We start from the raw sequence: 22,455 nt of genomic DNA on the forward strand, positions 1-22,455 counted from the left end.
TTGGGGGGAAATTTTATTTTTAAAGGGGCAATCGTTATTGCGATTGTTTTGATCAGTAACTGAATGTCTCGATTATTACTTTATAAAGCTGACTTTCAGCTAAGATCGACTATCTTTATGAGCAAGAACACACATTTGGAGAATAAAATGACGGTTTCAGCTATTCCAAAGGGGTATCATGCAATAACTCCTTATTTGATAATTAACGGTGCAGCGAAAGCAATAGAGTATTATGTGCAGGTATTCAATGCTCAGCTTATTATGCAAATGCCTTTACCTGATGGCGGTATTGCCCATGCGGAGATTAAAATAGGTGACTCGCATATTATGCTTTCAGATATGTGCCCAGAGGTACATTTTAAAAGCCCTGATGAATTAGGGGGGACACCGGTTAGTTTAATGTTGTACGTTGAGGATGTAGATAGCGTGTTTGCTAACGCGATTGCAGGAGGCGCTACAGAAATTCGCCCTGTACACGATCAGTTTTACGGAGATAGAGCAGGTACATTACAAGATCCATTTGGCCATGTTTGGACTATTGGCACCCATAAAGAAGATCTTAGCGAAGACGAAATAAGCCAACGTATGGCTGATTTAATTAGCAAAGAAGAAGACGCGTAAAGGTTAATCCCCGTTAAATCACCTTAGTTTATCAATACGATTAGTGGTGCTTTTTACTGCGTGGCGCGCCAAGTATAATTGCCACTTGGCAAATACATACAGATAAAAATGCACTGACGCCTAAAGCGCCACCAAAGTTATTAAAATACGGAATTAAGTTTTCAAATAGCATTGCAAACATAATGCTGGATGAAAATAGGGTATAGATACCAAAGCGTTTTGGCGCACTCATGCCAATAAAAGAGCCACCAAAAAAGAGGGTGCTGTATAGCTCTGCGTTAAAATCAGTCGGCAGGAGTATAAGGTAAGTAAGGATAGACAAAATGGCAGAGGCTCTAATAGCACCCAGACGATGATGTCTCGCCAAATAAAAAGTCGAGAATGCGCCTAGTAAAGCCAATAAAATCGATGCTAAATTCATAGTACAATCCCTTTCGCAAGGACAAATAAAGCAACGCTGATAAAGGCAATACTGCCTAGTTTCCCACCAAAGCCAGTAAACATTTTCCTAGTCAGTACATATAACGTAGCGCCAATGAAAGAAATAATGGCAAGTTCCCAGTAACTACTGATCAAACCTTGAGAGCACATACCTGCAAAACTTCCTGCATAAATAGCTGCGTAAGGGTGAGATTCATACTGCTTGGGAAAAGGAATAAAGCTACCAACGAGGCCAGTTAAACAGGATGCAATAACAGCAGGAATAGCAAACTGAGTATGAAGAATAAAACAACTCATGCAACCGAAAAAAAATGTCAGGTATTTTAACAGGAAAAATGTGCTCATGAGGGCGGTGATTTCTTAAATGAGTTTAGTGAGAAAGTGGCAGTGCTTAGCTTGTTATTAGCTATGTTACTAAACACTGCACTGAAGTTATACGAGTTTTTCGTTAAAAAATGCCAGTGTTCGTTGCCAAGCAAGTTCAGCGTTTTCTTTATCGTAACGACCCGTTGAATCGTTATGAAAACCATGGTTAGTTTTGGGATAAATGTGCATTTGGTAATCTACACCGAGGCTTTTTAAGTCACGCTCATAATCAGGCCATGTTGCATTTACCCGCTCATCGAGCTCTGCAAGTTGAATTACCAACGGAGCTTTTATATTTTTGCGCAGTGCTTCGCTGGCAGGAGTGCCGTAAAAAGGTACGCCGGCATTTAATAAGGTTGATTCCACAGCCGCTAAATAATTGACAATATAGCCACCAAAACAAAAGCCAACAGCGCCGAGTTTACCATTACTGTTTGGGTGTGATTTTAAATAGTTAGCGGCCGCGACAAAATCATTTTGAATTTTTTCTTTGTCCATAGAGCGTTGTATTGCTCGCCCTTCATCATCATTGCCAGGGTAACCCCCAAGTGGGTATAGTGCATCGGGTGCAAAAGCAATAAAGCCCGCTTTAGCTAAACGGCGGGCAACATCTTTAATGTATGGATTTAAGCCACGGTTCTCGTGGATCACTAGTACCACGGGACGTTTACCTGTAAGGCCCGTAGGTATGACCAAGTAACCTTGGCCTTTACTGTGGCCATCGGGTGAATCAAAGGTTTGGTAAGTGGCTTTGATTGCTTCGTCATTAAATGAGACTTGTTCGGCGAGGGCGTAATTAGGTAATAGTGCTGAAGTGAGTACGGTCATGGAGTAACCAAGTGCGACTAAGCCACCTAGTTTTTTCATAAAGGTACGTCGGTCCATTTTGCCATGGGCGTATTCGTCGTACCAATCAAACGCTTCTTGAGGAATATGATCTGAATGTGGGTTATTCATTGCAGTACCTTATGTTATTGATGATTTAGTTTTTTAATAACATAGCTGAGAGCGCTGACAATGTATATTGCTGTCTGCACAACAAACAAAATTAATCGCAGTGACTGAACAAAAGTTAGCTGACTTCTTCGCCGCCATGTTTTGCGGCTAAGTCATCAAGTTCAGCACACGTGTAGTCAAACCCTTCACCATCAAATTGATAACTTACTTTTACATCAAAGCCACCATTAAGCAGTTTTGTTTTCACCCGAGCGATAGGCCAGTGTTTTAATTCGTTTAAAAAACGATTTGCTATTTGAGCTGATTGGAAGTGGTAGCGTATTTCTGAATTCATATAAAGTAAGTATAATTTAGGCTGTTAACCTCGCAGTTTGTGGATTTAGCTGATTTAGTCAAGTTTTTTGTTATTTAACCAGTTTGATAAATTCGATAGTGTGTTTATTAGCATTGGTTTTCATGTGCTTTTGCTTTAACGTAAGGGCCTGTCAAATAAAATAGTGTGCGAGAAGATTAAAAGGTATGCCTAAGTTCGGTATAAACGTGTTATGAAAACGCCAAAACAGATCCTACCGTTAATCGAAGACGGTATCGTTGATGAAGTCATCAGCCAGTTAATGAGTGGTAAAGAAGCGTCGGTTTATGTTGTCCGTTGCGGCAATGACATTCGCTGTGCAAAAGTCTATAAAGATGTGCAGCATCGCAGCTTCAAACAAGCCGTAAAATACCAAGAGGGGCGTAAAGTACGTAATAGCCGTCGTGGTCGGGCGATGGAGAAAGGCTCGAAGTTTGGGCGTAAAGAACAAGAGAACGTCTGGCAAAATGCAGAGGTAGATGCGCTGTTCACGCTGGCTCGGGTTGGTGTAAAAGTACCGCAGCCTTATGGTTGTTATGATGGTGTACTGATCATGGACTTAGTGACCGATAATGAAGGTGATGTTGCACCGCGTTTAAACGATGTCAGTTTAACTGCAGAGCAGGCCATCGAAGATCACGCCACTATGATTCATTACATTCGCTTGATGCTCTGTGCTGGGATTGTGCATGGTGATTTGTCTGAATTTAATGTGTTAGTCGACAGTTACGGTCCAGTTGTGATTGATTTACCGCAAGCGGTTAATGCGGCGGCGAATAATAATGCCCACGAGATGTTTTTACGTGACGTACGTAATATGCGTTTGTATTACGGACAGTACGCACCAGAAATACTCGATACCCGTTTTGGTGAAGAAATGTGGGCTTTGTACCAAGCGGGTGAATTAACTCCTGAAACCGTGCTTTATGGTGATATCGCAGATGATCATACTGCCGCTAATGTAGACTCAGTACTTGATGAAATCAAAGCGGCATTTGAGCAAATGCAAGAGAACCAAGCGCGAATAAAGGCTGCACAAGCACCTGACGAAGATTAGCCTTACCCTGATTGAGTAAGGCAAAACATGGCTGCACAGTAAGTTGCTCTAAACGACAGTTAGGAACACAGGTGTCAAAATTTTTCTATCGTGGTGACTAAGTTATTAAATACACGCGTGATGCATTAGCTGCAGTATAGGTTCATGTGTTTGTGCTAAGGTTAGTTATTAAGTGATAATTTAAGCAGTGATAATCGCGTATGGCATACTGTGAAAATGAATTTAATCAGCAGCTTGAGAGAAAGTGGCTACACCGAGCGTTTGCGTCGATGTTTATATTGTCACTGGTATTGATTGTTGTTTTATATTGTATTTTTTTACCTGATCTTGATGAGCATATATTTTTAAACGGTGTACTTACTGACGCTATTAACTTTTTAATTGTGGTGGCTATTTTTGTGATCGTACAAAAAGCCAATTTGTCGACGACTGCTTATGTCCACTTGAGTCTCGGTTTGACGCTTTGGACAGCAGGATTAACTTTTGATCTTCTTGATGAAATTTTAACTCAGCCATTATTTATTGGTATTTATGTTGAAGATATTTTGCGTACTGCGGGCATGTTGCTTACCTGTTATGGTTTAAAGCTAACAATGGCGGATTTAAAGCGCACTCAGCAACGCTTATCAAAAGAGTTGACCACAGATTATCTAACTAAAATAGCTAATCGACGCTTTTTTTATCAACATATGCAGCAGGTGCAAACTCAGCGATTTACCCTGATAATTATTGATATCGATTTTTTTAAATCGATTAACGATGAATTTGGTCATGATGTGGGCGATAAGGTTCTGACTGAACTGGCGGCATTATATAGCAAGGCATTTAGTCAAGAATGTGTGTTTGCTCGCTTAGGAGGTGAGGAGTTTGCCGTATTTGTGCCCGGCGATGATCAGCAATTTGCCATCGAGCTTAGCCAGCAGTTACTCGCAATTGCACGAACTATAGAGTTGAATAAGCAACGTAAGGTTACAGTGAGTATTGGGGTGTCGTTTAAGACTGCCAACGAATCGCTTACTGAGGTCGTTAAGCGTGCTGATCAGGCGTTATATAAAGCTAAAAACAGTGGGCGAGACCAATATAACCTTGCTTAATATCTAAGCTATTGATTACAGTAAAATTTACAATTTTGACTGGGATTTTTACAGCCTCATTCAGACAAGCCGGCCAATTAATTAACTTTTTTAAGAAAAATCATTATTAAACAATGCCTTTATTTCACTGAAGCGGTTGGTATTGAGCTTGCAGTGTATTGATATTATGAATTTATTTTCTAAAGGATTACCATGACTGTTTTTAAGCGTTTAAAGCAGAAAACGCGACAATTGATTGATTCAAAACATATGCTTACCAGCATAACAGCGGCTTCATTTTTAGAATCAACAATCGTTCCTATCCCACTTGAAGCGGTGTTAGTGCCTTTAATGCAAGCTCGCCGTGAAAAGCTGTGGTTAATCGCCTTAATGGCGACAGTCGGCTGTATCATTGGTGCGCTATTTGGTTATGCACTGGGTTATTATTTATTTGATGCGGTTGGAGATTGGGTAATTAATACTTTTTCAAATCCTGAACAGTTTGAACAAGTAAAACAGCAAATGCAGGCACAAGGCTTTTGGTTTGTGATCACGTTAGGGATCGTGCCCATCCCCTTTCAAATTGCCATGCTTGCTGCAGGTGCGACTAAATATTCACTTGTGATGTTTTTAATTGCCACGACTATCGCGCGTTCAATCCGCTACTTTGGGTTGGCGTTGGTGGTTTACTTTGCGGGTAATCAAGCAGAGCGGGTTATTAAAAAACATAAAACCAAAGCGGTGATTGGCTTAACGCTATTAGTGTTACTTATTTGGTGGATAACAACCTTGCTATAGCCGCCTAAAAGCGGCAATAACAAGGCTTGAGTGGCGACTTTTATTTCAGGTTTTGTATCTGGCGCCAATCAACCAGTTTAAAATTCTGCGGTTGTTGAGGCATACGGTTATAGCCATCTTGCACAATTAACACGCCTTGTGGGTAACCTGGCAGAGGCTTAGCGGTTACTGTTAAGCCATCCGTTTCTGACACGCCATCAATGCCGTGAGCTAAATTGGCAATAATATTAAATTTGCTGGTAAATTCTAGTGTCGGGTGATGTTCACCTTTGTTTATCCTATATACCACATAGCTATTATCACCTTGGCTTGATACCACGAGTAAACGCTCATTAGTACCTTGATAAATTTCCATCCCTTCGACATCATCAATCAACATTTCATTAATTGATTGCAGTAAAATGGGTTGCTGTTTTGTATCGGGCTCAGCACTGATAAACCAAATTCCAGCGTCTTCTTCACCGGCAAAAAGTTCGCCATTCTTATCGTCACTACTGCAGCCCTCAGGCTGACTAGGTAGATTAAATTCACGCACCAGTTCACCGGCCACTTTTTGTTGTTGGTTGGTAATTTTATATTGCTGGTATAGCCCTGATTTATCATTAACAAATACGTAATTCCCAGAGTGAGAAGAGTACATACATAAACCATAAATTTCAGTTAAATTTGTTGCTACGCTGCCTAGCAGTTGCACGTTATTTTGTAGATCGACGGTGAATAAACTAATGCTATTTTCACTGCGGTTACTTGCTGCTATTAAGGTATTAGTAGGATTATTGATGCGACGATTTTGGCGAACATCAACATTGTTAACTCTACCCACTTCCAACGCTTGCGTTTGCTCACCCGCTAAGTTGTATACCATAAGGCCGCGGCGTTTATCGGTCCCTAGGATCAGACTTTTGCTGGTATCTGTTGGGTGCACCCAAATGGCGGGGTCGTCAGCGGCATCGCCAAAGGCCGCAACTGGCGCAGTTTGTAGGTTTGCATATACATGTGCTGTTTTAGTCACGCTGCTCGGTGATGATGAAGCGCTACTAAGTGGCTCTAGCACTAGTTGGCTGCTGAGGTACGCGCCAGTTTCGTCATCGTACATAATAGCTTGCGTACCGGCTACGTCATTTGTCACGGCCACTGAACCAATACTGTGATCGCCAGCTAGCTGCCATTTTTGTTGCAAGTTATGCTCGGTATTGTATCGGTATAAGCTATTGTCGTTGCTGGTGGTAAACCATAAGCTGCCATCAGCACTGGTGGTTAATCCACCAATACCACTGGCAAGCTCTCCAAATGGCGTAACCATGGCTACAGGGTGCTTAGCTGCCGTTGACTCTGCATTGGCATTCATTTGCCAAATCCCCAGTTCTTCTTCACTAATAAATAGTTGTTGATTTTTATCATTAACTGTACAGCCAGCAGCTTCATTGACCGCTGCAAACTCACGTACTGCAATGTTTGGAGCTTTGCCTGTGACAAAATTGTACACTAAGGTTTCTGTCATTAAACCTCGTACATCGGCAACAAATGCTGAAATACTGCCAGTATTGAGGTTGTTAAATAGGCATACTGCTTCAGGTTTTGCCTGTGGGGTGATAATGGCAGAGTGTGTTGTAAGTTGCCAATTACCATTAGTATTTGTTAGTTTGAACATTGCAACGTGATCATGCTCGTTATCTATACTGGCCACTAAAAACGTGTTCTCAGCAATAGTGCGTACTGATAATGTTTCAAAATTACCTGACTTAATAATGTCACTGTGTTGGCCATTTTTTGAAACGATAATTAGGCCCTGACTCTCACTCGCGAGTAACCATGAGTCGTCAACAAGCCAAGCGGCTTGCGAGCCTTGAATATTATTTTGTTGCCAAAATGGCGTGCTATTTAGTTTGAGCGCAGTGTGCTCTGACGCAGAGGGTTGCACATTTTGGTTGCTGCAAGCGCCTAATGTTGCTGTGAATGTAATTATGCTCAGTGCATAAGCCAGTGGTTTAAGTGTTGGCACAAGTAAGTCCTAAGTTAGCCAGATATGCGGTGCAAGCTAAATAACTTTTATGACAAAGCCGTGACAAAATTAAGACTTTTACCACAAAGGTTAAATTGATTATTTTTATCTAGGTATCACTTTAAATAATATAACTCATTGTTTTAATTTTATTTATATTTAGCGTTTTGAGTTGTTATTGACTCTTTGATCTATAAAATACAGGGTGAGCTGATTTGACCCTAAGCCATTATTTGTCTGTGATAGTGGTGGTTATTTGTGATTTTAGTTGTGCTAAAGCCTGTAATACAGAGCGTTGCCAAATAGCTTTAAACGCCTTACAAAATAAGTATAAAAATAGTAAAGGCATTAAAAATAATTTGATGATCAGCAGCGACACAAGGTTTAAAAATTCAATAAATAACCCTTCCAACGAATCGGCCATTTCAGCAATACCAGTGCTAACAGTATCAACAACTTTGCTAATTAAATTCCCCGAGTTACCCGTTAGTTGATCATTATAATCATGTAACAATTGCAGCTGTTGATTTTTTTGTAGATGTAATGCCGCTAATTGGTTGTTGAGCGACGCTTGCTGTTGCCTTAGATCGCGCTGTTTTTTTAATAATGGTTTGGCTTGTGGCAGCTCTGTTAAGGTGAGTTTTTCGGTTAAACTACGGGTTGTTTGAATAGCCTCAATTTGTTTATCTAATTCATCAAGTTGTTGTTTATTGTCGGTAATAATTGCCTTTAATTGCTGTTGTTGAACAGCAATGAGTTCCAGTTCATCGAGGCTACTTTGCTTTTGGCTATTAATTTTTGCGCTTAACTGCGCTGATAACGCTGAGGTTGTGTTGGCTTTGGCACTGAGCGTGTCAACGGTGTTTTCAACATATTGATTTTGAGAGTTAATCTCTTCATCTAAAAACGCTTGGCTGGCAAGACCTGTGGTGAGCACCACCAGTGGGATTAAAAACCGCACTAAAACAAGACTGGCGAGTAGTTTGCTTGTGAGCTGTTTAAAATAGCCAAAGTAATCACAGAGTAGATAACCAATAGCACTGGCGGTGAATAGGCTACTGAAAAAGACACCTGAAGAGATGCTAAATAATATTCGTTGGATAAATAATGAACCTAATGACATACGCATTGCATCGGCAATGTATTCGGCTAAATCGTTAACGGGATCAAGTAATTGTGCAGGCGCAATGCTGGCTATGCCGATGCCCACTTCGGCCGATTGCAGTAACGAAATAATCCCGTTTACGCTGCGAGCAGAAGCGTACACGAGTGAGGCTTGGACTAAAGCTTGATCAAGAAAAGCCATTATATAGCTATTAAATTGCTCTAACCAACAAAGCACTATTAGTATAAGTATGGCAATATACTTGATAACATTTCGTTGTTTGCTTTGCATGTATTCCCCATTAACCTAGACCAACTCGCCTACGCTACACTAATTAAGTGCAATTAGGCAATTGTGTACGATGGAAACATTTCAGCAATTAACTGCTTATGAATGATTTTAACAGTGCGCAAACAGGTTTGGCTGTTAACAGCTTTTCATCAAGCGCGTAAATAAGCTTGATGAAAAGCTAACAAGGTTATTTAATATTTTGGCCAACCATTTGAGTCCCAATTAAGCGTACTGATCAGTAACTTTGGCACACCGTTGTCACCGCCGTCATAAGCATGGCGAACCATCACATCAGTATTTAGGATATCTTGCCCACCTGGGCCGACCCATTGATTGTTACCAGCATCTAAAATACTGCCGCCAGCAGAGAGCATGTTGTTGCCATTTTTATCTAAGTAAGGGCCGCGGATATCACTGGCACGGCCATATGCGATACGGTAGGTACTGTCGGTTCCCGCGCAGCATTTACCCACGGAGACAAATAAATAGTAATAACCTTGACGATAAATAATAGTTGGTGCTTCAATCCCACCAGAGCGACTAGCTAATGAATAGAGCTCACCAAATGGTTTCATGGTGATCGGATTAATACGCATTAATTTGATGCCTGAATTCCATGAACCGAAGACTAACCAAGGGGCGCCATCTTTAGCGATGACGAGATCAGGGTCAATGGCATTGTAGTTATTGCTGTTGGTGGTATTAATAACTAAACCATCATCTCGCCAGTTACCGGCTGACACGCTAGTGGCTGACGTTAAACCAATAGCTGAAACCCGTGAACCAAAGGTGGATACGGCATAGTAAAGCCAACTACGGCCATTATAGCTTTTCAGCTCTGGTGCCCAGACATCGATGCCATCATGCTCAGGCACATAGTTAGACCACCAATTTAAACCATTAGGGAAAATCGCTGCTGCATCATTCCAAGTAACTCCATTATCTGACCATTTTCCGGCAATGCCAGGCCCGGTTTGAAAAATCCACCAAGTGCCATTTTCGTAACTAATGGTCGGATCATGAGTCACTAAACTACCTGTTAATGGCCAATGATTTGTTGCACCATTGGTGGTTGAAGGATCAAACGGGGCAGACTCTACGTTTGCCAGCTTATTGAGTTGCCAAAGCTGAGCATCACTGCCGTTGTAGGTCCATTGACTAATATTAGCGCCATCGCTACCGTTAAACTCATACAAATCGAGCGCTTTGCCGCTATTGGCATTAATGAAACTCACGTAACCGTTGCCATTGTCATTGATTTGCCAATGTTGTGTAGCCACTGCAGAATATTCATATTGTGCGACATTTGCACCATCAGCTATGGCCCAGTCGTACACTTCCATCGCTTTACCACTGTTTAAGTTGATCACAGAGTAATTATTACCTCCAACATTGGTAATGATCCAACGTTGAGTATTATGTTGATTTGCAGTCCACTGGCTTATATTTGCGCCATCATTGGTTTGTGCGCTACTAACTTCGACAAGTTTGGCGCTGTATTTTGATTCAATAGTGTAAACACCGTTATCAATTGCATAAGCACTATTAGCACAAAAACCAACAGCTATACATGCAGTGGCTATCACTTTATTAGAAAATATCATAGTGTCTCCAAATTATTGTGTGTGGATTAGATTATTAGCGAAGGCAGATAATTAGCCTTTATAAATTGTAATACTTTATTATATTAATATATTTGTAAAGGGTTTGTTTTGTAATGTTCAATAAAAGTTAATGAACTAATGATTTAAGCTGGTTTTTATAAACGAGAGCACACTTTAAGTAGCACACTAAGAAGGGAGAGGCTTAGGGCAAGGTGCCCCAAGCGAATAGTTTACGGTATTAATTGGTTTGGGATCGCCCAGTGTTGAATGAGTTCTTCACCTTGCCAAGTTTGAATGGTGATCCAAAGCTTATCGTCCTTGCTGATACTTGACGGTGCTATAGCATGGGCGTGTTGTCCATGATTGGTGCCGTGCATAATACCTTCATCACCCTTTACTAACTCAGTTAGCGGCAAAGGATACGGGCCTATATTTAAATAAGCTTGGCGAATATTACTGATTTCACCTTGGTTAAATGCTAAAAAGAAGTCTTTTACATATTCGTTATGATGCGAATATGGTTGTTCCATATTTAATGGCATAGGGGCTATTTTAAACTCACCTACAGTGTGTTCTTGCCATAGCTCAGGAAAAGTAGGGTTTAACGCTTGATAAATATAGATACAAGGCAACACCAGGATCAGTGCATTAAGTAAATACTTGTTACCTTGCCACCAGGTTTGTTGTAAACGTGCCATTAGTTTGTCTCCGCAGTATTATTCAGTGTGACAGAGCTTGGCTTTTTCACTTTAACCAGCTTTTTTGAATACATCATAAAGCCAGTAACAGACATGCCCGTTAAAATTACGCCAAAAAGGAACCAAATTACTTTGGTCCAAATACCACCAATTGTGCCGTAATGTAACGGATCTGCGATATGTGACAATGTTTGTAATGTGCTCATGGTTTCAGGACTTTTGCTAGCTGCGATCTCGCCTGTCCAAGGGTTCACAGATGTAGAATATGAATAGCCATCATAAAAAACCGTATCGCCAGCCCCCATGATGCTATACATACCGCGGTTGTGTTCAGGAAGCATGATGTAAGTCGGAGTAAATTCGCTAAACTGGTTTTTAGTTATTGTAATAGCACTATTTAAATCAATTGCTTGTGTGTTTTTAGAGCTAGGTAATTGAACTTCGTTTACTATCGGCGCATGCTCTTCAATATCGATCTCGTTATGCCACATAATGGCTTGAGTTAAGTACCAAAGCCCAGTTAAGCTCATAATCGCCATAAACCAAATAGACCAAACACCTGCCACAGTGTGTAAGTCTTTTAGCAATGTTTTACTACCTTGCCCAAAGCGTATTTTTGGCTGAGTAAAGGCACGCCAGAAGTTTTTATAGATTATTAAGCCAGTTGCCAAGGCACCGAAGATCACTAATGCCATAGCGCTCACTAGGTAGTAGCCTACACTATAGCCCGCTTGCCATGGAAAATATAACCAGCCGTGTAAAGTGCGCATGAATTCAATAAACGATGTTGTTTGATTTATGGCTTGTATTTCACCTGTGTATTGATTTACATAGGCTGTTGCGTATGGCTTATCGGTATCAGTAAAAATAATGGCATTAACTAAATAAGGTTCGTAACTAACAACACTCATCACATCAGCAGTTGGGTATTCACTGGTTAAGCTATTAATCAGCGATTGTTTAGATTTCTCAGGTAAGTTGTCAGGGTTACTAGCGCGCGCGTGTGAGTTTGTTAGCCATGTTAGCTCATGACTGATCACTGAAATAGTGCCAGTTAAACAAATAAAACAGAACAATACCCACACAGGTAACGAGAACCACCCATGTAATTGAAACCAAAACCGCTTGCTAATTTTTGCCATCTTTAAACTCTATTTAAATGATATTTATTATCATTACCATTGTATTTGAGTAATTGTACTATTAAACTATAGGCAATTTCAATTTACGACTAAGAGATAGTAATGCAGTTAAACAGAATAACTACGCGATTAAGTGTATTGTCGCTGACTTTATATACACTTTTTAATGCATCGACAGTTATCGCACGCGATGAAGTAATCACGAAAGAAGATCAAGATTTAGAGGTTATTACGGTCAAAAGCCAGCGGGGTCTAATTTCATATATGAGTGCGTCTGGTGCAAAATCAGATGTGCCAATCATTGAAACTCCACTATCTGTGTCTGTTTTAACGCAAGAACGTATTGAAGATTTAGGTGCACTAACCGTTCAGGATGCAATCGGCTATGTTGCAGGTCTGTATAATGGTCCCTATGGTGTTGATACACGTGGTGATTGGTCTGTCATTCGTGGTGTGTCGCCGGTGCAATATCTTGATGGTTTAAAGTCATTATATGGCTATTACAATAATGTTCGTACAAACCCGTATGCTTTATCACAAATTGAAATTCTCAAAGGCCCAAGTTCGGTGCTTTATGGACAAGGCTCAATTGGTGGAATTGTTAACTTAGTGAGTAAAAAGCCAGAAGCTGAAACGTCAGGGCAGCTTTGGGGGCAAGTGGGTAATTACTCTCGTAAGCAAGTTGCAGGTGATATTACAGGTGCATTAAATGATGATGCGTCATTACAGGGACGGGTTGTTGGCTTATGGCGTGATAGTGACACGCAAACAGATTATGTCCCGGATAATAGCATGGTGTTTTCTCCATCACTTACTTGGTACGCCGCACAAGATACTAAAATAACCCTGTTAACCAATTGGCAAAAAAATGAGTCTGGTACAAGCACCTCCTTTTTACCTCACTCGGGAACGATTTTGGAAAATGAAAACGGTCAAATACCTTCAAATCGATTTGTTTCTGAACCAGGTTTTGACCGTTATGATACTGAGCAAGCGTCAGTTACCGCTATTTTAGAACAAAATATTAATACCGACTGGCAATTTAAATTAGCAGCGCGTTATACAGACAGTCATGCTGATTATCATACTATTTATGGTTGGCCACCAAAGTACCTTGATGATGGTCGAACAGTTAGCCGAGTAGCTTATATTAGCTCTGCTGATTCACGTGCTATTGCAAGTGACGCACAGTTTCATGGCAATGTGGTAACTGGCAATATAGAGCACTCAATAGTCGTCGGTCTTGACTATCAAAATGCCTATACTGACAATGACTCTGCTTATGGAGTTGGCGGCACTTTAGACTTATTTAGCCCTGAATATGGACAGGTTGATAATTTACCAACCTTAGAAGATGTTGTTGATTATGATTCATCAAAAACTTATCAAACCGGTTTATATATCCAAGATAGTATGAAAATAGCGCAGCAATGGATCATATCAGCAGCATTGCGCCGTGATAAAGCCACCACTAATCCACAAAATGGTGAGCCTGAATCACAGTATGCCACAACAGGTCGTCTTGGATTAATGTACTTATTTGATAGTGGAGTGTCACCATACGCAAGTTACAGTGAATCATTTGAACCTTTATTAGGTTCTGATGCGTTTGGTAATGCATTTGTACCAAAAACAGGTGAGCAAGTCGAGGCTGGTATTAAATATCAACCCGCTGGAACTGAGCATTTATTAACGGCTGCGTTGTATCATATAGTAGAGCAAAACCGTACGACCTCGTTGAATGCAGACCAAGCTACAGACAGTAACGTTATTGATCCTAATGGCCAAGTACAGCAAGGTGAAGTTACCGTAAAAGGGCTTGAACTTGAAGCGCAGTTAGCCTGGCAAAGTGTTGACGTATATGCATCATATGCATACAGCGATGGTTATGTGAGCCAAAGTAATACGCTAGGAGAAAAGGGCGCAACACTTGCTGCTTTACCTGAACAACAAGCTTCAATTTGGACAACATGGCGACCTGAGAATATGCATGGGTTTAAGGTGGGGTTTGGTGCTCGTTATGTAGGAGAAACCTCTGATGGTAGTGCTTATGTCAGTATAGATAATGTGGTACTGAATGATCCGATCAAGACGGATGATTTTACTCTATTTGATGCCATGATAGGGTATGACTTTGAGAAGTATAGCCTGAGTCTACAGGCACAAAATATCACTGATAAAACGGTTATTACTTCGTGTTTGGCGCGCGGCGACTGCTTTTATGGGCAACGTCGTACGGTGTCGGCGAATGTTCGTTATAAGTTTTAAAAAATAGCGTAATTAATAAGGGAGCTATTTGCTCCCTTATTAATTTGAGTTGATTATCGCATCTTGTTTACATTCGTGTAGATAACCTGCCACCGGCACAGAAAATTAAACCCCAAAGATTATCAGGGTCAACTATCACGTTCTTGATTATTAATAGTAATAACACGTTGCGGGAATGGAATTTCAATATCTGCCCCCTGAATTGCGTTATAAACACCGCCATTTATTGCCAGCTTAGTTTCGATAATTTTTGTTGTTGGCACCCAGTATCGATAGCTAATGGTTACACCGCTTTGTGCAAAGCGCTCAATACCCACTTGCGCATTAGGTTCATCAGCAACTAACTCATGTACTTTTAAAACCTTTTCAATAAGCTCGATGGCATGCTCTGCATTGGCATTGTAGGCTATATCAATCTCCCCTTTGACTAATGAATAGTTAAACGAGTTATGCAGTATTTCTCCAACAATATGTTTATTGGGAATGGTTATTTCGACTTTTTCTTCGTTAATTAAAATGGTATAGCCCAGTTCGATAGTCTTGACTTGACCACTGACATTTTTAACTTCAATCGTGTCACCAACAATAAAGGGGCGAGTAGCAATAATGGCTAAGCCAGCGCCATAGTTTGATAGCATACCTTGTAACGCTAAACCTGCACCTAAGGAAGCAGCACCAATAGCGGCAACAAAAGGGGTAACACTTATGCCTATTTTACCTAACGCAATAATGACAAAAATCACGATCAGTAAAACTTTCACAACATTACTGATAAAGTTGGTGAGCGTCACGTCAATGTTATTGCGCGTCATTAAAGCGGCAACCATTTTTGAGATTTTCTGTGCGACCCATAAGCCAAAAACTAATATCAACAATGCACCCACTAACTGCATGCTGTATTTAACGAGGTACTCACTGATCATGGTGTAGTATTTTTCGACTTGCTGAATTTCTGTGCTGATCATCTCTTTGCCATAAATAGTTCGATTAGAATATTACAGATCATCATAGCAGAGCTTGACTTAAAAATGGATAAAGTAGCGGCACAATTAATGCCGTAAGTAATGCACTTAATGCCATAGCAACGGACGCAAAAGCGCTGATTTTTTGAGGCTCAGTTAAGACCGCTGCAGTGCCAATGGCATGGAAAGTGGTGCCAATTGCAACGCCTTGTGCTTGGTGATTGTGAACGCCCACTAACCGCAAGATCATCAAAGCAAATAATGCGCCGAGTATACCTATAAAAATGACCATTGTAGCTGCTAAAGAAGGGATCCCACCGAGTGATTCGGTTACTAATAATGTAATCGGTGTTGTGACTGATAAAGCGGCAACAGATGCCGCCAATTGCGGAGGAGCATCAAATGCGGCACTGAGCAGCGTTGCCATGACGGTGGCATTGATTATCCCTATACTACAACTGATCAAAATGAGTATTAGGTTGTTCCGTATATGTATAAATTGTTGGTATAGAGGTAATGCAAGTGCAACAATTGCCGGCTCCAACAGGCTAGTTAATAATTGACTATCGTTTGCAAGTTGTGAGTAGGGTAGTGAGCAACTGATTAATAATAAAGCAAGTAACATAATCGTCATCAAAACTGGGTTAGTTAGCGCTTTAAGCAAAGGGTTCTTAATGATTGCATTCAGTTTTTTTAACCCTAAAAATAACGTGATAATGACGATGGTACTAAGCCATCCGAGCTCATCCATGCTCAGCGCGTCCTTTAAATAAGCCAATCACAAAAGCGATTAATAATAAGCTAGTTAACGGTACCAAAATAAGTGTTGCGGTTAAGAACTGCCATTGTTGTTTGATGAGTTCAAGGTGCTCGATAAAGCCGACCCCCGCAGGGATAAAAAATAATGGCATAAAGTTTAACAGTGGTTTAGCTGATGGTGCGATATGCTGCTCTTTTACTGTTTTGGTTAAAAGCAGTGTAAGTAAGATCAACATACCTAATAATGGGGCGGGGAAACTGCCTTGCAACCAATTCATTATCAGCTTGGCAACGGCTAAGCAGCCTACAATTAATGTACTGCTGATCAAATAAGGGAGAAGCTTGATGGGCAAAGATGTTTTAACGTCCATTAATTATTGACTCATAGCTGTTTGGGTATTACTTCACCATGTTTTGTTACTTAACACTATGCGACTTATTGTTGAGTCGTCATATTACGCGCGTTTTGTTACCAGCGTTTGCTATTGTGATACTCAATGTTATCGGCGCCTTTTGCTATAGCAATGGCTTTTTTGGTATTGCCATTCATTAGTAAGCGAATTTGGCTAATTGTTTCTTTGGCCAAAATTTGTCTTTTTGAGGAGCTAAAACTTTGTTGGGTAACACGCTTGATTGCCGCCAATGTATCGGGTGAGCGAGCTAACAAGGTGTCTATCATTGCTAAACAACACTGTGAGGGGTCATCACTTACTTGCGTAATTAAGCCCAATTGCAATGCTTTATCTGCACTGATAGGCGCGGCATGACTGGCAAGCCACATGGCATCATCACGTTTTATTAAGCTGGGTAAAATCACATTCGCCCCCATATCAGGACAAAGTCCCCAGCGTGCTTCCATAATCGCTAATTGAGCATCTGGATGAACAATACGATAATCAGCGCCAAGTGCTATTTGTAGCCCGCCACCAAAGCAGTTACCTTGAATTACCGCAAATACTGGCACACTTAACGATTGCCAGCCAAGAACAACTTGCTGAGCTAAATTACAGTTCCCAGGTAACCACTTAAACAGCAGCTTGGCAATATTAGCAGGACTTTTCATCACGGCTGATACATCCAATCCGGCACAAAAATGTTCTCCGTCTCCTTGAATGACAACAGCACGGATACAGGCGTCTTTTTTAATTAGCTTAATCATTGTTGCGAGCTGTTTGAACATATCAAAGTTTAACGCGTTCTGCTTATCCTTTCGGGATAATGTTACATACGCAATCGATTGTCGTTTTTCAAAGTTTATCATGCTAACTCCTCAGACCTGTTTAAGATTAGCTTACGAGTTATTTGAATTGATGTAAAGAATGGCTTGTTAGTTGAAAAATAAGCTATAAAAACATCGTTTATTGTTAATTTGGCGCACAAATGATTACAAAGTGGTGTATATTTTTAGCTGAACTAACTGTTATCTTATCGATCAATATAGCCACTTAACGCAAGTTGCGTTTAAGCACATTTTGCAAACAATCATTAAGGTAGGATGCGCACCCTACCAAGGAGAAAAACCATGCTAAAACGGTTCACGCCAAGCATTTTAGGAACTTACATGTCACTCGCTATAAAAGGCGTTGTGAGTATAACATTACTTGCATATATAGCTGGTTGCTCAGATGACAATGCGACAAAACAAGTGGCTCCTGCTCCGGCGGTCTCTGTGTTTAATGTGGTGACTCAAGAAGTGGGGGATTATCGAGAGTTTGTTGCGCGTACACAAGCTTATCAGGAAGTTAAAATTCGCGCTCGTGTTGAGGGGGAGCTGATAGAGCGACATTTTGATGAAGGCTCATTTGTTGAAAAAGGGCAATTATTATTAAAAATAGATCCAAGCGAATACCAATCATCTGTTGCAGAAATAGAGGCGGATTTAAAGAGTAAACTTGCGGGTCAAGATGGCGCATTCCGTGATTTAAAGCGTGGTAAAGAAGTGGCTTCACAGGGGTTTATCTCTCAATCTGATTTAGATAAATTAACCACTAAGTATGATCAAGCTGCAGCGGCTGTTATTTCTTCACGAGCAAGTCTTGAAAAAGCGAAGCTAAATCTAAGCTATACGGAAATAAAAGCTCCGTTTGCAGGACGTATCGGTAAGGTGAATTATGATGTGGGTAATATCGTAGGGCCTGCTTCAAATGAATTGGCTGAACTGACCGATGTTGATCCTATTTATGTGAATTTTCAAGTAGAAGAAGCCGATTTTATTAGTTATCGTCAAAAGCATCAAGATAGTGCTAATAACCCACAAAATGTGCCTATTGATTTATCGCTGCGCTTACCTAATAACTCAAGTTTAGATTCAAAAGGGCGACTTGACTTTGCTGATACTAAAATTGATCGCAGCACAGGGACGGTAGAGCTAAGAGCGACTTTTGCTAACCCACAAAATATCATAATGCCAGGCTTGTTTGTGACATTGATTGTTGAAAGTAAAGATAAAAAACAACAAGCTCTTATTCCTCAAGCTGCAGTACAAGAAAACCAGCAAGGTAAATTTGTCTTAGTCGTGGGTAAAGATCATAAAGTTGCAACGCGTATTGTTAAGCTTGGTCGTCGTATTAACGCCATGTGGGTGGTTGAGTCTGGGCTCAAAGAAGGTGAGCAAGTAATTGTTGAAGGCTTACAAAAAGTACGCCAAGGGGTTGAAGTAAAACCGGTTGAGAAAAAAGTTGATCACACCACAGGTACTATTTCTAACAAAACAGATGCAGCAAGCTAAAGAGAGCCCACATGATAAGTAAAACGTTTATCGCGCGGCCTAAATTTGCTTTAGTGATTTCCATTGTGATAACTCTTGCGGGTTTGATTTCAATGGCTTTACTACCAGTGAATATGTACCCCGAAATAACCCCGCCACAAGTACAAATAACTGCTGTTTACCCTGGCGCGAGTGCGCAAATTGTTGAAGAGTCGGTGATCAGACCCATTGAAGAGCAAGTCAATGGTGTTGAAGATATGATGTATATCGAGTCCAGCTCTACTAATAATGGGACGGCGACTATTACCGTGTATTTTAAAGTCGGTACTGATACTGATATTGCGCAAGTGAATGTACAAAATAGAGTGGCACTTGCAGAGCCCGGCTTACCAAATGAAGTAACACGCCAAGGCGTTTCAGTTAAGAAAAAGTCCAGTTCAATGTTACTCGGTATTAATTTGTACTCTGATCAACAAAATATCGATGCAATATTTTTAAGCAACTATGCCACTAACTATTTAACTGAGCCGCTAGGACGTATATCAGGTGTAGCCTCAGCTGAAGTAATGGGTGAGAAAACTTACTCGATGCGATTATGGTTACGCCCTGATAAAATGGCCGCTTTAGGGCTGAATGTAGGTGAAGTACAAGCTGCATTACAAGAGCAAAATACCATAGTTGCGGCAGGGAAATTAGGCGCCGCGCCGAGCTTACCAAGTCAGCAATTTGAATATTCAATCCAAGCTAAAGGGCGCTTAAAAACCCCAGAAGAATTTGGTCAGACTATTATTCGAGCCAATAAAGACGGTAACTTTGTACGTTTAAATGATATTGCCCGTATTGAACTTGGCTCTGCTGACTACAGCACCAGCGCCAAGTTAAATCAACAAGATACCGCCTTTATCGTTATTTATCAGTTAACTGATGCTAATGCAACGCAAGTCGCCAGTGATGTAAAAGCAACCATGGCAGAGCTCGCAAAACAGTTACCTGATGGTGTGCAGTACTCAATTCCTTATGACACCACAGAGTTTATCAATCGCTCTATTGAAGAAGTTGTTATTACCTTATTTCAAGCGGTTGGTTTGGTTGTGTTAGTCGTGTTTTTATTCTTACAAAACTGGCGTGCGACACTAATTCCCACCATTGCAATTCCCGTTTCTTTAGTGGGCACTTTTGCGTTTATGATGGCAATGGGTTACTCAATTAATTTAATTACTTTATTTGGTTTAGTGCTTGCCATTGGTATTGTGGTGGATGACGCGATTATCGTGGTTGAGAATGTTGAACGGATCCTCAAAGAAGAAAAACTACCAATTAAAGACGCGGTAACTAAAGCAATGGAGCAAGTGACAGGGCCTATTATTGCGACTACCTTAGTGTTGTTAGCTGTATTTGTACCGGTCGGTTTTATGCCGGGCATAACCGGTGAGCTTTATAAGCAGTTTTCAGTAACAATCTCGTTTGCGGTACTTATCTCGTCGGTGAATGCATTAACTTTAAGCCCTGCTTTATGTGCGTTATTACTAAATGAAAAAGCCATGAAACCAATTAAGTGGTTGGCACCTATTGAAAGTGGTATCACTAAATCAACCTCAGTTTACAGTAAAATAATTCACTTTATTTTAAAGCGTTCTGCACGGATGGCCATATTTGTATTAGTTATTTTTGTTGCGGCAGGTTGGCTCGCTAAAAGCGTGCCAACGGGCTTTGTACCAGCAGAAGACCAAGGCTTTGTATTTGTCGATGTACAATTACCAGATGCTGCGGCCTCAGGGCGCACACAGAGTGTGATGCATAAAATTGGGGAAATTGTAAAACAAGAGCCTGCGGCAACTGATTTTATCGCCGTATCGGGGTTTTCATTACTTGGTGGCGCAGGTTCTAATAATGCACTTGGTATTGTTGTTTTAAAAGATTGGGAAGAGCGTACGACACCCGAACTCGGATTGAAGTCAGTGATTGGTCGATTAATGGGGCAACTGTGGGCGATGCCTGACGCACAGATCATGGTATTTAACCCGCCACCAATACCAGGGTTAGGTGCAAGTGCAGGATTTGAGTTCCGTTTGCAAGACAGTGAAGGGCGTGATCCGAGTGAGCTGGCACAAGTACTTAATGGGTTAGTTTATGAAGCCAATCAGCATCCAAACTTAAGTAATGTATACAGTACCTTTAGAGCAAATGTACCGCAGTACTTTTTAGAAATAGACCGAAACAAAGCTAAAGCTCAAGGAGTTGCGTTAAGTGATATTTTCTTAACCCTGCAAGCTCAGCTGGGTTCACTATATATTAATGATTTCAATCAGTTTAGCCGTACTTATAAAGTTATAATACAGGCTGAGAGCGAGTTTCGTAAAAACCCAGCTGACTTACAGCATTATTTTGTTCGCAATGACGAGGGAGCTATGGTGCCGCTCACCACCTTAGCTAAACTTGAGCCAATCCTAGGTCCAACCACCTTAAATCACTTTAACTTATATCGCAGTGCCAGTATCAGTGGCCAGGCAGCGGCGGGTTTTTCAAGTGGCGATGCAATTGCAGCAATGCAAGAGCTTGCCGAGCAACTTCCCAATGGTTATATCTTTGAATGGGCTGGGCAATCAAAGCAAGAGATTGAAGCAGGGAATATGGCGCCAATCTTATTTGGTTTAGCTGTTATTTTTGTTTACTTATTCTTAGTGGCGCAATATGAAAGTTGGACTATTCCGTTTTCGGTGATTGCGGCAATACCACTGGCGATGTTTGGTGCTATGTTAGCGCTTTATGTATTAGGTATGGAGAATAATATTTATGCGCAGGTGGGGTTAGTATTGTTAATAGGCATGTCGACCAAAACCGCAATTTTGATTGTTGAGTTTGCTATGGAAGAACGCCTCGCGGGGAAGAGCATATTTGATGCGGCACTTAGTGCCGCTAAAATGAGGTTTCGTGCGGTGCTAATGACCGCATTATCATTTGTGCTTGGTATATTACCATTAGTATTTGCTACTGGTGCGGGAGCTGGAAGCCGTGTATCACTGGGTGTCACTGTATTTGCTGGTATGTTAGCGGCGACGATATTTGGCACTTTACTGGTACCGCTATTTTATAGTTTGGTGCAATTAATGCGTGAAAAAGTCAAAGGTACAGCGACGACACAAGAGTAAAATACGCGCCATATAAAAAAAGTCAGGGAAACCTGGCTTTTTTTTGTCAAAAATTTACTGAGGTTTGATACTATATCTCGCATTAGCAGCATGAAAGGTTTAT

General features: G+C 40.9%; 20 protein-coding genes. 7 read left to right on the plus strand and 13 right to left on the minus strand.

All coding sequences use genetic code 11. The annotated features are described in order from the left end of the window. The first annotated feature begins 147 nt into the window (after positions 1–147). The gene (locus CWB85_RS07595) at positions 148–621 is read left to right on the plus strand and encodes a VOC family protein (RefSeq protein WP_016709887.1); all 474 of its coding nucleotides are present in this window, start codon (positions 148–150) and stop codon (positions 619–621) included. 40 nt (positions 622–661) lie between these two features. Here CWB85_RS07595 and CWB85_RS07600 read toward each other — a convergent pair whose 3' ends face one another. From CWB85_RS07600 to CWB85_RS07615, 4 genes are all read right to left on the minus strand, one after another. Continuing rightward, on the minus strand, positions 662–1,042 hold the full coding sequence (locus CWB85_RS07600; RefSeq protein ID WP_016709886.1) for a hypothetical protein: 381 nt from the start codon (positions 1,040–1,042) through the stop codon (positions 662–664). After that, positions 1,039–1,407, minus strand: a complete 369-nt coding sequence (locus CWB85_RS07605) for a hypothetical protein (RefSeq protein WP_171038995.1) — start codon at positions 1,405–1,407, stop codon at positions 1,039–1,041. The genes CWB85_RS07600 and CWB85_RS07605 overlap by 4 nt, the downstream gene beginning before the upstream one ends. A gap of 87 nt (positions 1,408–1,494) precedes the next feature. Continuing rightward, positions 1,495–2,385, minus strand: a complete 891-nt coding sequence (locus tag CWB85_RS07610) for a dienelactone hydrolase family protein (protein WP_138554566.1) — start codon at positions 2,383–2,385, stop codon at positions 1,495–1,497. A gap of 115 nt (positions 2,386–2,500) precedes the next feature. After that, positions 2,501–2,719 carry a hypothetical protein gene (locus CWB85_RS07615; protein ID WP_016709883.1) on the minus strand — a complete coding sequence of 73 codons (219 nt, stop codon included), beginning with the start codon at positions 2,717–2,719 and terminating at the stop codon, positions 2,501–2,503. A gap of 211 nt (positions 2,720–2,930) precedes the next feature. Here CWB85_RS07615 and CWB85_RS07620 point away from each other — a divergent pair, with 211 nt between their 5' ends. The 3 genes from CWB85_RS07620 to CWB85_RS07630 all read left to right on the plus strand — a co-directional run bounded on the left by CWB85_RS07620 (position 2,931) and on the right by CWB85_RS07630 (position 5,665). Beyond that, entirely contained in the window at positions 2,931–3,794 is an 864-nt protein-coding gene (locus CWB85_RS07620) for a PA4780 family RIO1-like protein kinase (RefSeq protein WP_138554567.1), read from the plus strand. Positions 3,795–3,994: 200 nt separating this feature from the next. Continuing rightward, on the plus strand, positions 3,995–4,888 hold the full coding sequence (locus CWB85_RS22760) for a GGDEF domain-containing protein (RefSeq protein ID WP_016709881.1): 894 nt from the start codon (positions 3,995–3,997) through the stop codon (positions 4,886–4,888). 192 nt (positions 4,889–5,080) lie between these two features. Continuing rightward, positions 5,081–5,665, plus strand: coding sequence for a YqaA family protein (locus CWB85_RS07630; protein WP_138554568.1), 585 nt, complete (start codon positions 5,081–5,083; stop codon positions 5,663–5,665). A gap of 40 nt (positions 5,666–5,705) precedes the next feature. On the opposite strand, the gene CWB85_RS07635 is transcribed toward CWB85_RS07630, so the two are convergent. The 5 genes from CWB85_RS07635 to CWB85_RS07655 all read right to left on the minus strand — a co-directional run bounded on the left by CWB85_RS07635 (position 5,706) and on the right by CWB85_RS07655 (position 12,507). After that, the gene (locus tag CWB85_RS07635; RefSeq protein WP_138554569.1) at positions 5,706–7,667 is read right to left on the minus strand and encodes a phytase; all 1,962 of its coding nucleotides are present in this window, start codon (positions 7,665–7,667) and stop codon (positions 5,706–5,708) included. A gap of 229 nt (positions 7,668–7,896) precedes the next feature. Beyond that, on the minus strand, positions 7,897–9,063 hold the full coding sequence (locus CWB85_RS07640; protein WP_138554570.1) for a hypothetical protein: 1,167 nt from the start codon (positions 9,061–9,063) through the stop codon (positions 7,897–7,899). A 191-nt stretch (positions 9,064–9,254) separates the two neighbouring features. Continuing rightward, positions 9,255–10,667, minus strand: a complete 1,413-nt coding sequence (locus tag CWB85_RS07645; RefSeq protein ID WP_016709877.1) for a family 43 glycosylhydrolase — start codon at positions 10,665–10,667, stop codon at positions 9,255–9,257. Between the two features lie 230 nt (positions 10,668–10,897). Next, positions 10,898–11,365 carry a PA2404 family protein gene (locus CWB85_RS07650; protein WP_138554571.1) on the minus strand — a complete coding sequence of 156 codons (468 nt, stop codon included), beginning with the start codon at positions 11,363–11,365 and terminating at the stop codon, positions 10,898–10,900. Next, on the minus strand, positions 11,365–12,507 hold the full coding sequence (locus CWB85_RS07655) for a PepSY-associated TM helix domain-containing protein (RefSeq protein WP_138554572.1): 1,143 nt from the start codon (positions 12,505–12,507) through the stop codon (positions 11,365–11,367). The genes CWB85_RS07650 and CWB85_RS07655 overlap by 1 nt, the downstream gene beginning before the upstream one ends. A gap of 102 nt (positions 12,508–12,609) precedes the next feature. Between CWB85_RS07655 and CWB85_RS07660 the strand changes: the two genes are divergently transcribed. Then, positions 12,610–14,775, plus strand: a complete 2,166-nt coding sequence (locus CWB85_RS07660; protein ID WP_016709874.1) for a TonB-dependent siderophore receptor — start codon at positions 12,610–12,612, stop codon at positions 14,773–14,775. A gap of 128 nt (positions 14,776–14,903) precedes the next feature. Here CWB85_RS07660 and CWB85_RS07665 read toward each other — a convergent pair whose 3' ends face one another. The 4 genes from CWB85_RS07665 to CWB85_RS07680 all read right to left on the minus strand — a co-directional run bounded on the left by CWB85_RS07665 (position 14,904) and on the right by CWB85_RS07680 (position 17,757). Further along, complete coding sequence (locus CWB85_RS07665) at positions 14,904–15,740, minus strand: mechanosensitive ion channel family protein (protein WP_016709873.1); 837 nt, start codon at positions 15,738–15,740, stop codon at positions 14,904–14,906. A 40-nt stretch (positions 15,741–15,780) separates the two neighbouring features. After that, positions 15,781–16,488 (minus strand): LrgB family protein, encoded by a 708-nt coding sequence (locus CWB85_RS07670; RefSeq protein ID WP_138554573.1) that lies wholly within the window; start codon positions 16,486–16,488, stop codon positions 15,781–15,783. Next, positions 16,481–16,867 carry a CidA/LrgA family protein gene (locus CWB85_RS07675; RefSeq protein ID WP_138554574.1) on the minus strand — a complete coding sequence of 129 codons (387 nt, stop codon included), beginning with the start codon at positions 16,865–16,867 and terminating at the stop codon, positions 16,481–16,483. The genes CWB85_RS07670 and CWB85_RS07675 overlap by 8 nt, the downstream gene beginning before the upstream one ends. A gap of 98 nt (positions 16,868–16,965) precedes the next feature. Next, the gene (locus tag CWB85_RS07680; protein ID WP_016709870.1) at positions 16,966–17,757 is read right to left on the minus strand and encodes a crotonase/enoyl-CoA hydratase family protein; all 792 of its coding nucleotides are present in this window, start codon (positions 17,755–17,757) and stop codon (positions 16,966–16,968) included. 261 nt (positions 17,758–18,018) lie between these two features. On the opposite strand from CWB85_RS07680, the gene CWB85_RS07685 reads away from it, so the two are divergent. Further along, positions 18,019–19,224 carry an efflux RND transporter periplasmic adaptor subunit gene (locus CWB85_RS07685; protein ID WP_249314814.1) on the plus strand — a complete coding sequence of 402 codons (1,206 nt, stop codon included), beginning with the start codon at positions 18,019–18,021 and terminating at the stop codon, positions 19,222–19,224. Positions 19,225–19,235: 11 nt separating this feature from the next. Then, the gene (locus CWB85_RS07690) at positions 19,236–22,352 is read left to right on the plus strand and encodes an efflux RND transporter permease subunit (protein WP_138554575.1); all 3,117 of its coding nucleotides are present in this window, start codon (positions 19,236–19,238) and stop codon (positions 22,350–22,352) included. The last annotated feature ends 103 nt before the right edge of the window (positions 22,353–22,455 follow it).

The sequence above is a fragment of the Pseudoalteromonas sp. S1727 genome, from assembly GCF_005886375.1.
Classification (GTDB): Bacteria; Pseudomonadota; Gammaproteobacteria; order Enterobacterales; family Alteromonadaceae; genus Pseudoalteromonas; species Pseudoalteromonas haloplanktis.

Coding starts and splice junctions, on each gene's coding strand:
- CWB85_RS07595 (WP_016709887.1), top strand. CDS start 148: ATGACGGTTTCAGCTATTCCAAAGGGGTATCATGCAATAACTCCTTAT.
- CWB85_RS07600 (WP_016709886.1), bottom strand. CDS start 1,042: ATGAATTTAGCATCGATTTTATTGGCTTTACTAGGCGCATTCTCGACT.
- CWB85_RS07605 (WP_171038995.1), bottom strand. CDS start 1,407: ATGAGCACATTTTTCCTGTTAAAATACCTGACATTTTTTTTCGGTTGC.
- CWB85_RS07610 (WP_138554566.1), bottom strand. CDS start 2,385: ATGAATAACCCACATTCAGATCATATTCCTCAAGAAGCGTTTGATTGG.
- CWB85_RS07615 (WP_016709883.1), bottom strand. CDS start 2,719: ATGAATTCAGAAATACGCTACCACTTCCAATCAGCTCAAATAGCAAAT.
- CWB85_RS07620 (WP_138554567.1), top strand. CDS start 2,931: ATGAAAACGCCAAAACAGATCCTACCGTTAATCGAAGACGGTATCGTT.
- CWB85_RS22760 (WP_016709881.1), top strand. CDS start 3,995: ATGGCATACTGTGAAAATGAATTTAATCAGCAGCTTGAGAGAAAGTGG.
- CWB85_RS07630 (WP_138554568.1), top strand. CDS start 5,081: ATGACTGTTTTTAAGCGTTTAAAGCAGAAAACGCGACAATTGATTGAT.
- CWB85_RS07640 (WP_138554570.1), bottom strand. CDS start 9,063: ATGCAAAGCAAACAACGAAATGTTATCAAGTATATTGCCATACTTATA.
- CWB85_RS07645 (WP_016709877.1), bottom strand. CDS start 10,667: ATGATATTTTCTAATAAAGTGATAGCCACTGCATGTATAGCTGTTGGT.
- CWB85_RS07650 (WP_138554571.1), bottom strand. CDS start 11,365: ATGGCACGTTTACAACAAACCTGGTGGCAAGGTAACAAGTATTTACTT.
- CWB85_RS07655 (WP_138554572.1), bottom strand. CDS start 12,507: ATGGCAAAAATTAGCAAGCGGTTTTGGTTTCAATTACATGGGTGGTTC.
- CWB85_RS07660 (WP_016709874.1), top strand. CDS start 12,610: ATGCAGTTAAACAGAATAACTACGCGATTAAGTGTATTGTCGCTGACT.
- CWB85_RS07665 (WP_016709873.1), bottom strand. CDS start 15,740: ATGATCAGCACAGAAATTCAGCAAGTCGAAAAATACTACACCATGATC.
- CWB85_RS07670 (WP_138554573.1), bottom strand. CDS start 16,488: ATGGATGAGCTCGGATGGCTTAGTACCATCGTCATTATCACGTTATTT.
- CWB85_RS07675 (WP_138554574.1), bottom strand. CDS start 16,867: ATGGACGTTAAAACATCTTTGCCCATCAAGCTTCTCCCTTATTTGATC.
- CWB85_RS07680 (WP_016709870.1), bottom strand. CDS start 17,757: ATGATAAACTTTGAAAAACGACAATCGATTGCGTATGTAACATTATCC.
- CWB85_RS07685 (WP_249314814.1), top strand. CDS start 18,019: ATGCTAAAACGGTTCACGCCAAGCATTTTAGGAACTTACATGTCACTC.
- CWB85_RS07690 (WP_138554575.1), top strand. CDS start 19,236: ATGATAAGTAAAACGTTTATCGCGCGGCCTAAATTTGCTTTAGTGATT.